This is a genomic window from Nocardiopsis xinjiangensis YIM 90004, from assembly GCF_000341145.1.
In the GTDB taxonomy this organism is placed as follows: Bacteria; Actinomycetota; Actinomycetes; order Streptosporangiales; family Streptosporangiaceae; genus Nocardiopsis; species Nocardiopsis xinjiangensis.
Map to the genome: position 1 here is coordinate 60,756 of NZ_ANBE01000017.1, position 13,021 is coordinate 73,776.

7 protein-coding genes and 1 pseudogene are annotated in these 13,021 nt (G+C 67.8%); all 8 read right to left on the minus strand.

Translation table 11 applies throughout. The features are described 5' to 3' along the window. Positions 1–22: 22 nt before the first annotated feature. Positions 23–3,154, minus strand: a complete 3,132-nt coding sequence (locus D473_RS0110065) for an amidohydrolase family protein (RefSeq protein ID WP_017608948.1) — start codon at positions 3,152–3,154, stop codon at positions 23–25. Beyond that, entirely contained in the window at positions 3,151–5,481 is a 2,331-nt protein-coding gene (gene prmC / locus D473_RS0110070) for a peptide chain release factor N(5)-glutamine methyltransferase (RefSeq protein WP_017608949.1), read from the minus strand. The genes D473_RS0110065 and prmC overlap by 4 nt, the downstream gene beginning before the upstream one ends. 11 nt (positions 5,482–5,492) lie before the next feature. After that, positions 5,493–6,731, minus strand: coding sequence for an aminotransferase class I/II-fold pyridoxal phosphate-dependent enzyme (locus tag D473_RS0110075; RefSeq protein WP_017608950.1), 1,239 nt, complete (start codon positions 6,729–6,731; stop codon positions 5,493–5,495). A 7-nt stretch (positions 6,732–6,738) separates the two neighbouring features. Further along, positions 6,739–7,677 (minus strand): 2-dehydropantoate 2-reductase N-terminal domain-containing protein, encoded by a 939-nt coding sequence (locus D473_RS0110080; RefSeq protein WP_017608951.1) that lies wholly within the window; start codon positions 7,675–7,677, stop codon positions 6,739–6,741. Continuing rightward, entirely contained in the window at positions 7,674–8,255 is a 582-nt protein-coding gene (locus D473_RS28395; RefSeq protein ID WP_275040648.1) for an anthranilate synthase component I family protein, read from the minus strand. Before D473_RS28395 ends, D473_RS0110080 begins: the two co-directional genes overlap by 4 nt. 412 nt (positions 8,256–8,667) lie before the next feature. Then, positions 8,668–9,750 (minus strand): annotated as a pseudogene (locus D473_RS25640) (glutamine amidotransferase-related protein); the annotation flags it as partial. Further along, entirely contained in the window at positions 9,653–11,605 is a 1,953-nt protein-coding gene (locus tag D473_RS24575; protein WP_017608953.1) for an MFS transporter, read from the minus strand. The pseudogene D473_RS25640 and the gene D473_RS24575, both read right to left, overlap by 98 nt. A 74-nt stretch (positions 11,606–11,679) precedes the next feature. Then, complete coding sequence (locus D473_RS0110095; protein ID WP_017608954.1) at positions 11,680–12,840, minus strand: 3-deoxy-7-phosphoheptulonate synthase; 1,161 nt, start codon at positions 12,838–12,840, stop codon at positions 11,680–11,682. Between the last annotated feature and the right edge of the window lie 181 nt (positions 12,841–13,021).

Genomic DNA, 13,021 nt, shown 5'->3' on the forward strand with positions numbered 1-13,021 from the left:
CAGTTGGCGAACCTAACATATTTTACGGTCGCTTCGGTTGCGTTCTGCAGCATCTGTCCCTTCTCGGTTTTCGGTCCGATCTGTGGGAGGTCCGGGTGAAAACCGCATCCTCCCTGTTGCCCGACACTTCCCGGAAGGGTTCGACGAGTTCGGGCACCTCGTGCACGTGCCCGTCCACCATGACCTTGTCGATACGGGCCGCGTCGTTGATGTCGGACAGTGGATCCCCGTCGATGATCAGCAGGTCCGCCCTGGCCTCCGGGAGCACGCAGCCGAGGGTTCCTTCAGCGCCCAGGCAGCCGGCGGCGTTCACGGTGGCGGTCTGCAACGCCTCCACGGGGGAGAACCCGTACTTGACCATCGCCCTGAGGTTCTGGTGGATGCTGATACCGACGTCGTCGAGCGGGGCGTCGGTACCGGCCACCACCGTGCCGCCTGCCTGGTGAACGCGTAGGAGCAGATCGACGTCCCCCTCGGTCCAGGCCTCGTTCAGGTCGTTGTGCGGCCCCTTCGCCTCCTCGACCTTGTCCAGCAGCCTCGCGTACTCCCATGAGGGGAACATCACCCCGGTCCGTTCGTCCTCGACCAGGTCGAGGGAGTCACGGAAGAGCTCGTTGGCGAACAGCAGGGTGGAGGAGACCCACATGTGCGACTCGGCCAGGAGACTCACTGTGTCCTCCGCGGTCCGGCCGCCCGCGAAGCTCAGGGTCCGGGAGTAGCCGAGCCGGTTGCCTCCCCCCGTGTGTTCCATCCCGTTCAGCCCCGTGGAGAGCGCCGGGTAGAGGTAGTGGGAAACGACCGGGACCTCTTCTTCCCGCATCCGGTCCACGAGTTCGTGTTCCAGGTACACGGGGAGGTGCTGGTAGGACTTGACCACGTTGTAGCCCAGCCCCAGGATGCGCTGGACCTCCAGCTCCAGTTGGGTCTCGGAGGAGACGCATCTCATGAAGCCGAAGTAGCAGCGTCTTCCGTCCAAGCCCTCTCCCGAGCCGAGGAACCTGGGGCCGATCGCGGCACCGGAGTGGATCGCCTCCCTGGTCTCGACCATCTGGTAGGCGGGATCGCCTGGGGATCGGCTCGTGGTGACCCCGTAGGCCAGCCAGAGCGGCCCCTGCCGACCCGCCCACTGGCGCCCGTGCAGGTGCCAGTGGTTGTGGGTGTCGATGAGTCCGGGGATGACGGTCCGGTCCGAGGCGTCCAGGTCGGGTTCGGTTCCCGCGTCGGCGTCGGTGACCTCTTCGATGACACCCTCCCGCACGGTGATGTCCACGTTGCGGCGGTAGTCGTCGGAGCATCCGTCCCACAGGGCACCCGCCCTGATCACACGGGTGGGGGCGGCTTCCCGCTGTGTGCACCTAAGCCCGGGCGGGTGCCGTTCGGCGTCGCCCCCCTCCCTGCGCAGCAGCACCAGTTCACCGATGGAGAGGAAGAGGACGTCCCCGTCGGCGGACACCGACACGGAGTCCGCCACCAGTTCCGACAGGGCGACCGGTTCACCGGTCGGCTTTCCCGCCCCGTCGACCGGAACCCGGTGAACCAGGCTGTCGACGACCGCGATCATGTGTTCCCCGTCCGGGGACCAGACCGGTCCGTCATCCCCTCTGGTAGCGATGGAGCGGTGTTCGGCCACGGTGTGGACCGTGTTCTCCCCGGAGGAGACCTCCACCACCAGACAGCCGTTGTGCCCGCTGTCGTCCCGGGGCGACACCGGAGCGGTGACAGCCATGGCCACACGGCTGCAATCCGGTGACCACGACGGCCGCCCCGGCCGGTAGGTGGGTTCGACCAGCTCCCGCACCTCGCCGTTGCCCAGGACGAGGACGAAGATCGTGCCCCCCTCGTCCTGGAAGGCGACCTGCGCGCCATCGGGCGAGACGCTGGGAACGAAGGCGCCGGTCTCCAGGTCGGTCAGCTGCTCGTCGCTGTCCTCGCCCAGGGTGTGCCGCCAGAGGTTCGGCACCCCGGTCCGATCACTGGAGTAGACGATGGACCGGCCGTTGGGGAGCCAGGAAGGGTCGGTGTTGAACGCGCCGTCGCCGATGATCCGCTCCGGTTCGCCGCCCCACCGCAGGAGCCAGATCGCCCCCAGTGCACGAAAGCAGACGCTCTCGCCGTCCGGAGACAGGACCGGGCTCGCGATTCCCTGCGCGTCGAACTCCTCGGGAAGGACGACCGGCTGTCCCAGTTCCGGTGGGACACCTGCCGCGTCCAGTACCGCGCTGAACGGGATCGTTCCGGCCTCGGACGACCCGTCCACGGACAGGCGGTGGATGTCGCCGTCCATGCCGTGGACGATCTCCTCGGCACTGATCCAGGCCGGGGGCAGGGCAGCCGGTTCGTCGGGGGGTGCGGTCAGAGGCTCCCCGTCGACGAACAGTGTGGTGTGCGGCCACTCGACGAGGACATGGGCGAGCTTGCCGCTCGGGCCGTAGGAGACCGCCCAGAACTCGCCGCTTTCCGGCGCCTGGCGGACGGTGTCCTTCGTGTTCGAGGACAGGTCCAGCGTCTCGATCCGTTCGCCGTCGACGATGTAGGCGATCCCGTTCCCGTCCGGGTGCCAGGTCGGGCTCCGGTACGCGGCGGCGTTCTCTGCCCCGACCACGGGCTCGACCTCACCGCTCCCGAGGTCCAGGATCCACACGGCGCTGGTGCCGCCGCTGTCGGAGACGTAGACGACCCGTTCCCCTCTGGGGCACACTGCGGGTTCGACGTCGTGCTGCGGCCCCGAGGTGTGCCTGTCGATCTCGCCCGTGTCCACGTCCACGGAACAGAGGTCGTAGGCCCCGTGCCGGAACGACTGGAAGACCAGCCGGTCGCCTCCGGGGAGGAACGCCGGACAGGTGGCGTCCTCCGCGTCCTCGGTGAGCCGGCGGGCACGCCCTCCTTCCTGGGGGAGCAGCCACAGCACGTTGGTCGTGTCCACAGCCAGGCGGGAGGAAGCCTCGTCGTAGGACAGTTTCAGGTTGGTTCCCTGGCTGATGACGATCCCGTAGCTGGAGGGGCCGGCCGGGACGGCCGGGGCGGCGTGGGCCGCCCCGGCCAGTCCTGAGACGCCCATCCCGCCCGGGAGGAGGACCCCGCTGCGGACGACGTCGCGCCGGGAGGGGTGGGCGGACCTGTCGGGGACCGTCGCCGGGCTTTGCTGCTCGGTCATGCGTCAGAACGCCTCGCCGTCACGTACCGGGGGAAGCCCTCGTGGTCAGGGTGGCTCGTCACGGAGCCGAATCCGGCCTGCTGGACGATCTCCACGACCTCGTCCACGACCACGTCGTAGTGTTCGACGGCCAGCACACCCCCCTTGCGCAGGAGCCGGGCGGCGGAGCGCACGGCCGATCGGATCAGGTCGAGCCCGTCCCAGCCGGCGTAAAGGGCCTCGGAGGGCTGGTGGACGGCCCATTCCGGCGGCATCCGCAGGCTGTGCGGCACGTAGGGCGGGTTGGCCGTCACCAGGTCAACGGTGCCGTCGAGTTCGGCGAGCAGGAGCGGGTCCGCGGCATCGCCCCGGACGAAGTCGACCTCCCCGGGAACCCGGTCGCGCAGGTCGTCGCGGTTGCGCAGGGCGCATTCGAGCGCCTTGTCCGAAATATCCACCCCGGTGACCGTGGCTCCAGCACGGAGCTTGGCCACGGCCAGGGCGATTGCGCCCGAGCCGGTGCACAGGTCCACGACACGGGGAGCCCCCTCCTCCACCCGGGCGAGAGCGTCGTGGACCATCGCCTCGGAGTGGACGCGGGGGACGAAGACCCCCTCCTGGATGGCCAACGGCAGGCCGAACAGTTCTGTGCGCCCGATCAGGTACTCCAGGGGGACGCGCTCGGCCCGCTTCGCCACGAGCGAGGCGAAGCGCTCCTCGTGTTCGGGGGGCATCGGGGCGTCGAGGTCGAGTTCCTCCACCGTGCCCCCGAGGGTGTGGGCAGCCAGGGTGAGGGCGTCCTGGCGTGGTGTCCAGGTCCGGGCCTCGGCCAGGCTCTCCTCGGCCCCGGCGACCCGGTCGCCGACGGTCGGGGCCGGCTTCTCCGGGGGCCCGAAGCGGGCGCGGCAGTTCGCGTAGTACGTGCGCATCCACTCCACCATCTGCGGGTGGAGACGGGAGGAGGCAACCAGCTCGGGCGGGGGGGTGAAGTCCGGGTCGATCCGGTCGGCCCAGTCGGTGTAAATGGGCTTGAGGTCCGCGGCGAGGTACTCCTGCCAGTCGGTTGGTACGTGCCAGTGGTGCTCGTATCCGGTCGCGAGCATGTGCTCGACGGTCGTCCTGACCGTCTCCTCCCGGGAGACCCCCGTTAGCGGTGCCCGCTCCGGGGCGAACGCCTCCAGGTCGAGCCCGGCCGCGGTGCCGTTGAGCCGGTCGGCGAAGTCACGGGCCAGGAGGGGCGAGAGGAACAGGCCGTCCCGGTAGGTGCCGGTCATCATCCACAGCCCCGTGAGCGGGGTCTCGCCCAGGAGCGGGAAGCCGTCGAGTGACACCGGGCGGTTGCCGACCTTGACATCCACCACACTGCTGGACCACAGGTTGCGCCGGATCTGCCGGTGCGAGCACTCCAGCAGGAAAAGCAGGTCCCGCATGACCGGGTCGGCCATGGGGCGCGGGTTGATGATGTTGGTGGCACCGACGTACACGCGGGCCATGCTGCGCGGGACGACGTGCAGGCCGCACGCGAACGCACGGTTGGGGGTCCGGATCACCGACTCCGGCTGTGTACCGTCGTCCGTGGTGACCAGGGCCGACACCCCGTACCCGCTGACCAGCCGGGGAATGCACTCGCCCAGACCGTCGACGGAGTCGACCAGCTCCTGTGAGCCGACACCGCTCGCGAGCACCACCTTCGGCGCGTGGAGGACCCTGCCGTCCTCCAACTCCACGCCCTGTGCCTGGCCGCCGTCGTTGAGGACCTTGGTGGCCTGGGCGTCCACCAGGCTCACCTCGAGCCGCTGCGCCACCGCGGTGAGCCGGTGCAGCAGCCGCCCGGAGTCCACGGCGTGCTCGCCGGGGATGTGCAGGGCCCTGAGTGGCCGTGAGTTGGGGTCGGGATCCAACCACTCCACGTCGTCGGGGTCGACGTTCTCATGCGGCTCACCGTTGGCTTCCAGCGCCGAGCGGATCGCCTCGAAGTTGTCGGAGTCAATTGCACCGGTGCCCACGGTGTTGAGGAGGACGGTGGTGCCCTTGGCCGTGAGGATGTCCCTGCCGTCGGAGTCGTCCGTGGAGATCCGCTCCAGCCATTCCGGCCAGATGTCCTTGGCCGCGAGATCGAGAGAGAACTTGGTGCGGCCGTACTCGTTTCCCAGGAGAGAGGTGGTGACCTCACCGAAACAGCCGAGCATGGCACCAGCAGCGGTGGAGGCCGCGTAGGGCCGGTGGGCACGGCCGACCAGAGCGACCCGTGCGCCCCGTTCGGCGAGTTCCACCGCCAGAGAAGAGCCCAACGCTCCGTTGCCGACGACGATCGTGTCGAAGAAGCTGGGTGGACCGGATGAGTTCATGGTGTTCCCTTTCAGGAGGAGGACAGCTGGTGGGCGATGGACTCGATCTGCTCGTGGGTGTGGTTGGCTGAGATGGCGAACCTGAGCAGCCCCGTACCCGGCGCGACGACCGGGTAGAAGACGGGGAAGCAGAGGATGCCCGCGGTGCGCAGGCGTTTGGCTGCGTGGAACGCCTGTTCCTCGGTCTCCATGGCCAGCCCGCGGATCGGGGACCGGCTGCCCGCGTTGACCAGGTTCACGTTCCGAGTGCGGCCCAGGCTGCGGTCGAAGAGGGCGACGTTGTCCCACAGGTTCTTCTGGAGGGTGGAGACGGTGCCGTCCAAGTGCGTGGCGGCCGACTCCAGGTTGGCCAGGACGTGGGTGATCATGTTCGAGTGGCCGAACACCATCGGGTTGGCCTCGCGCCTCAGCCGGATGATGTCCTCGGGGGCGTGGGTGAGGAGGAAGCCGCCCGACCCGCCGAACGCCTTGGACAGAGAACCGACGAGGAGGACGTGCTCCGGCACGTGGCCGCCCAAGGCGTCGAACGCGTACCCGGCGCCGTTCGTACCGCTGACGGAGATGCCGTGCGCGTCGTCGATGTAGAGGTAACCGTGGTACTCGGCGGCCTTCTCGGAGAGCGCTGCCACGTCGATCAGCCCACCCATGGAACCGATACCGTCCACCAGGACGACGGGGGTGCGTCCGGACCCCTCGGCCAGACGGAGGGCCCGGGTGAATGACTCCGGGTCCTCGACGTCGAAGCGGGTCGCCTCTCCGGTCTGTTCCAGCACGCCTCGGATCGCTTGCATGGAGGCGTGGGCGGTGCGCTCGATGACGAAGAGGGGCCCGTCGGCCGCGACCGGGTAGCCGGGCAGCAGACCCGCCCCGAGCAGCGGCAGGACGCCCAGGTGGACGCTGCTGACCGAGTTGAACACCAGCGCGTTCATCCCGGGGTAGATCTCACCGAGCAGGTCCTCCAGTTCGCGGATCTCGGCCGGTTCGACGCTGTTGCGTGAGGAGGAGAAGTGGGTGCCGTACTTGTCGAGCGCTGTCCGCACCGCCTGGACCATCCGGGGGTGCTCCTCCAGTCCGAGGTAGGAGCAGGAGACGAATTCGACGCAGTGGTCCCCGTCGGCCAGGCGTACGGTCTTGCCTGAACGCTCGGTGATGGCGTGTCCAGTCAGGCCGGCCCCGACGGACCGTGTGTACATGTCGGTGATCGACTGTGACCTGCGGAGGATGTGGTTGCTCCGGGACGGTCGGGTCATCGTGTCCTTACCTTTTGCCGTGGGAGGGGTCGTCGTGGTCGGTTGGCCGGTTCAGGAGCGTCTTCAGGGCACGCGCTGCGTCGTCGGCGAAGGGGTCGAGGTTCTCTCCGAGCCAGGTGCCGAGCCCGGCGAACCTCTCGCCGAAGCCGTCCCGGTCGCCGGCACCGGCCCCGACGTCCAGGGCTTGGAGTGATTCGGCCAGTGCCCGGCGTGCGTCGTCGCCCGGCCGGCCCGAGTTCTGGATGTCCCAGTAGGTTTCGGCCTGCGAGGTGAGAACACGCGCGGACAGTGCCAGGAGCGTGCGGGTGGGCGGTGGGGCGCAGGCCACGAGGTCGGCCGGTGCCAGCCCCAGACGCCGGACGGCATCGACGAAGGACAGGAGTGCTGCGTGGGTCACCGCCTGCACTGAGGTGACGATGTGGTCGTGTTCTTCGTGTCTGAGGCGGTGGACCCGGGCCCCGGCTCCCTCGATCAGGGTGAGCAGGCGCTCGGCCGTGTTCCCGGCACGGATGGCGGAAGCCGTCACGGTGTTGTCCGCCCACCCCAGAGAAGGGTGGAAGAGCGGGTTGAGGCTCAGGACGGGACGAGGTTCCAGGAGGGGCTCCGCCCTGTCCAGGAAGCCGCTCTTGTGGGAGAGGGTCTCCACGATCGTGGTGCGGGGATCGGTGGCTTCGGCGATGGTGCCGAGACCGTCCACGGCAGCTTGTTCCGGTACCGCCACCACGACCATGTCGGCTCGGGCCAGCTTGTCCCGTAGTGCCGGCGTGGGGGCGGTGATGTCACCGTGCAGGATCCCGGCGCTGTCGCGGGTGTGGTCGGCGCGGTCCACCGAGAGGGCCGACCATCCGGCCTCGGCCATCAGGGCGGTGATGAGCGCCCCCACCGCTCCGTGCCCGATCACGACGGCCTCGGGTTCTCCCTCCGTCCGGGGGTTCGGTGTGTTCATGACAGTCCCTCGATCCGGGCGTTGAGCGCGGTGAGGACTGCCCTCGACTTGACCAGGGTCTCCTCGTGCTCCTCTTCGGGGTCGGAGAGCGCCACGATGGCGCCACCCACCCCGAAGGTGCAGCTGTGCTCGTCGCTGACGAGGGTGCGGATCACGATGTTCAGGTCGGCCGCGCCGGACAGGGAGAACCAGCCGACAGCACCGGAGTAGTAACCGCGCGCGCGGTGTTCGAGGCTGTCGATGATCTCCATCGTGCGGACCTTGGGCGCCCCTGTCATCGAGCCGCCGGGGAAGCAAGAGCGCACGCAGCCGACCGCGGTCCGGTCAGGGGCCAGGCGGCCCTCGATGGTGCTCACCATCTGGTGGACCTGTGAGTAGGTCTCGATGTCGAACAGCTTGGGTGCGTGGACGCTGCCCGCGACACAGACCCTGTTCAGGTCGTTGCGCAGGAGGTCGACGATCATGAGGTTCTCGGCCTGGTCCTTGGTACTGGTTGCCAGGTCCCGCACGATGGCGGTGTCCTCCGCCTCGGTACCGCCCCGGGGCCGGGTCCCCTTGATCGGCTTGGCCTGGACCAACCTGTCCCCNCGAGGTGGTTCCCATCCGGAGGAACGCGCCGAAGGGCACGGGGCTCAACGACCGCAGCCTCCGGTAGACGCCGAGGGGGTCGCGGACCGGTTCGGACTCGGCCGTGTTGGTCAGGCAGATCTCGTAGGATTCCCCGTCGATGATCTCCCTGAGGCTCCGGGCGATGCTGTGCAGGTAGGCCGACCGGGATTGGTCGAAGTGGAAGTCTCGGAACCCGGACGGAGGCTCCGGGACGGGTTCCGGGGCAGTGCCGGCGGCATCTCGTACCTGTCGTTCCGTCTCGGCGAACCACCGCGCGTTGTACCGGACGGTCTCGGGCGAGCGGCTCGTGGTCAGTGCCAGCAGGTGGGTCCGGCCCCGCAGGTGGTCGACGACGACGGCACGGTCGGCGAAGACGAGCTGGCTGTCCGGTCGAGGGGAGGCGTGGTATGCCCGGCCTCCGGTCTGGGCCTTGAGTTCGTAGCCGAGCGCGCCGACGTAACCCAGGTTGAAATCGAAGGGGAGGCCGTCGGGGATGTCGGCCCGTCGCCGGACGAGCTGTTCTTCGAGGTAGTCGAAGAAACCGGCGTCAATTTCGGTGGTGCGGCCTTCGCTCTTGATGGTCCAGCGATGGTTCCGCACCGAGTACTCCAGGTATTCGGCGAGCGGGCCGGAGGAGTCACCCAGGATGGAGAACCGTCCGCTCTCCCGGTTGTCGGAGCTGTCCAACCAGAAGGCAGCGTCTGACCCCCCGTAGAGTCCGGTGAACAGCACCTCGGTGTCCGGCTCGGTGTCGATCTCCCGGTGTTCGACCCGGTAACCGGATTCGCCTCCGCCCTTGGCAGGACCACTGTGCCCGCCGGTGACCAGTTCCCGAAAGTTGTGGAGCAGCTCCTCTCCGTATTCGGTCAGAATGGATTCGGGGTGGAACTGGACTCCCCACTGGGGGGCGTTCCTGTTGCGCGCGGCCATCACCACGCCGTCGGTCGTCCAGGCCAGCGGTTCGAGTTCGGTCGGAAGGTCGCTGACCGACAGGGAGTGGTATCGAACCGCGTCGAACGGGGTTGGGATCCGCACGAATAGGTCGGTGGATGCGTGGTGCACTTCAGAAACGCGGCCGTGCACCGGTTCGGCGGCGTGCCCGACCTTGGCCCCCAACAGATGGGAGAGCCCTTGGTGTCCCAGGCAGATACCCAGTACGGGGATCTGTGTCTGCTTGAGCGCTATGAGCGATATCCCGAGGTCGGCGTCTTCCTGTGGACGCCCTGGCCCCGGGGAGACGACGACACAGTCGTACTCGCCCAGCTGGATCTCCGACCAGGGTGTGTCGTTGGTGACCACGTGCGGGGCGGCACCGTTCACTCGGAACAGGAGATCGTACAGGTTGTAGGTGAAGGAGTCGTAGTTGTCAATCAGTAGTGTGCGCACGGTTCTCGATCTCCTCGGCCAGTACCTCGATCCGGTCTTTCGGGTCGCCCTCCGGAAGCCCGGTGCCGTCCTCCTCACGGCAGGCCTCCTTGATCAGCGACGCGTAGACGTCTTGAAGCACGTATGGATTCATGCCGCTGTCCAGCGCGAACTCGGTTGCTCTGCCGAGCACCGAGCGCACTCGTTCGGGCTGCATGACGGAGGTGTTCGTGGCGTGTTTGACCAGCCCGATGCGGCGGATGCAGTCGCGGCGCAGCAACAGGCTGTTCAGCAGGATCCGGTCGACGGAATCGAGTTCGTGTCTGAGCTCGTCGAGGCTGTCGTGTGGTTCGTTCCTGTCGGGCATCGTCTCGGGGTCGCTCCTTGCATCTGGGTCAGTGGGAACGCTGGGGGAATCGGCGGACCGTCGTTCGCCGCGCAGGCTCAGAGCGGTCACCGCCGTGATTAGGATCAGCACCGCGGCGATGACGGCGCTGGTGACGTGGACGGCGTGAGTGAAGGCGGCGCTCGCCGCCTCCTCCAAGAGGCGGGCCTCTTCGGGGGGCAGTTGCGAGGCGGCTTCCATCGCCCCGGCGATGCTTCCTCGGGCCTCGGCGGTCACGCTGGGTTCGCCGGCCAGCCCCGTTTGGTAGACCGCTGCCAGGACGCTTCCCATCAGGGCGATGCCCAGGGCGGCGCCGAGTTCGTAGCCGGTCTCGGAGACCGAGGAGGCCGAGCCGGCCCGGTCGGGCGGTGTGGAGGTGATGACGATGTTGTTGGTCAGGCTCTGGACCAGCCCCGCACCGAAACAGACCAGGCAGAAGGCTCCGATGAGGTAGGCGACTCGGCCGGGGTCGGGCATCAGGCTGAGCATGGCGAACCCGACCACCATGTGGCCCAGGCCCAGGAGCAGGACACGGGGCGACCCCAGCCTCGCCACCACGGCCAAGGCGCAGAAGCTGCCGACGACGCTCAGGGTGAGCCCCGGCAACAGGGCCAGGCCTGCCTGGACAGGCGCCATCCCGAGGACGGCCTGAAGATGCTGGGACAGGTAGAACAGCACCGAGACCATGGCGAAGAGCGTGAACATGTTGAGCAGGACCGCGATGCGGAAGGACGCGATACTGAAGAGCCCCAGGTCCAGCATCGGTGTGGTGAGGGCGGCCTGCCTGCGCACGAACAGCACGAGGCTGACGGCCCCCACCAGCGCTGACAGCGCCGCTAGCAGGCCCGGTCCGTGGACGACGGTCTGTTTGATCCCGTAGACAATCGGGATCATCATCATGACCAGGAATAGGACGCTGGCCGGGTCGAGCGATCCGGGCTCGTCGGCCCTGCTTTCCGGTACCAGCAGGGGTACAGCCACCACCAGGAGAACCACGACCGGGACGTTGGCGAGGAACAGCGAACCCCACCAGAAGTGCTCCAGCAGGAGACCGCCGAAGATGGGTCCCAGCGCCGAGCCTACGGAGAGCACCGAGGCCCAGACCGCGACCGCGATCGCGCGTTGGCGCTCCTGGGCGAAGACCGTACGGATGAGGGCGAGGGTGGAGGGCATGAGAGCGGCCCCGGCCACGCCGAGCAGGGCCCGGCCCAGGATCAACATCTCAGGGCTCTGGGCGTAGGCGACGAGCAGGGAGGCCAGGCCGAAGCCCGCCGAACCCCAGACGAGGAGCCTGCGCCGACCGACCCGGTCTCCGAGGGTCCCCATCGTGACCAGGGAAGCGGCCAGCACGAACGAGTAGACGTCCACGATCCACAGCAGCTGCGTGGGGCCGGGCGCGAGGTCCTTGCTCAGGTGGGGCACCGCGAAGCTGAGGATGGTCATGTCGACGGAGATCAACAGGACCGGCAGCACGAGGGCGGCCAGCGCGGCCCATTCACTGGGCCCCGCTGCTTCCCGGGCCGAATCCTCCGGTGGCCCTGGGTGGTTCTTGGTGAAGTGCTCTTTCATGGTCCTTCGCATCGGGCGGTGGGCAGGCGGAAGGACGCCGTCCCCGGCACTGACGGGCCGGTTCCCGGCGCGGCTCACAGCTCCGTCGTGAACGCCTCCACCACAGCTGCCGCCTGCTGGGGGGCGAGCCGGGGGTCGCAAGCGGACCAGTACCGGGGGAAGTGGTCCTGCCCGGAGTCCCAGACACACTCCGTGACCTGGTCCGGAGTGATCTCCAGGCTCAGGCCCGCGGGCCTGACACCCGCGTGCCGGAGTACGCGGACAAAGGAGGCGGTCTCCTCTTGGATGTCGGGGACCGAGCGGGTCTTCACCCCGGAAGCGGATCGGTAGGTGTTGCCGTGCATGGGATCGCAGATCCACGTCACCGGGACACCGCTTTCGCGAACGGCTGTCACCACGCTCGGAAGCACCGATTCGACATTCCGTACACCCATTCGAGCGATTAGCGTCAAACGCCCCGACAACCTTTCCGGATTGAGTCTCTTCACCAAGGACACCGACTCCGGAGGAGTAATGTCGGGTCCCAGCTTCACGCCGATCGGGTTGTGCGCCGAAGCGGAGAAGTCCACATGTGCACCGGAAAGAGAGCGAGTGCGTTCCCCGATCCACCCGAAATGGGCGGAGGTGGAATAAGATCCACGCTTAGCCTTCCTGAACAGGGCTTTTTCGTAAGGAAGGAGTAGGAATTCGTGGGAGGCGAAGACGCGGTCGTGGACGGGCTGACCGTCCCATCCCCGACGGAGCTCGGAGAGGGCGAGCGCGGAATGTCTGTAGGAATCCAGCATCCTGCCCGGGTCGGCCTCGCGCAGACGGCTGTCCGGGGCCGGCTCGTTGACGGCATCCCCTCGGTAAGCGGGGATCATCGTCCCGTCCGGACCCTGCTCGTACGCCTGTGACCGCGGCTTGGCGTGTTGGCCTGCGATCCTTCCGATCATCGCCACCCGCGACACCCCGCAGTCGGCACGCATGAGAGCAGCCAGGTCGGACAGTTGCCCCACTTTGAGAGCCACTCTGTCCGGTCCCGAGTCGGCGAAGGGTTCCATGCAGTCACCGCCGTGCAGCAGCAACGCCTCTCCAGAGGCCACCGCCCCCAGGTTGACACTGAGCGCTTCGACTTCCTCTTCGGTGACCAGTGAGGGTAGAGCTCGCAGCTCCTCCTCCACCGCGACGAGGGCCCTCGGGTCGGGCCACTGTGGTTGCTGTTCCGCGGGAGCGACCCCCGCACCTCTCAGCATCCTTCCCACACCTCAAGCCGACAAAGGAAATACAGAAAAGAACAGCAGGACACTTGCGAACACTCCTTGTGTCCTCGGAGTAAAGGTGCTTGAACAACAAGCAAACAGCAATAAAAGGGTCAGGAGCAAATCGCTCCTTTGGTGCTTGCCGGGGCATGCATCCCGAATTCCCGTTGGGACT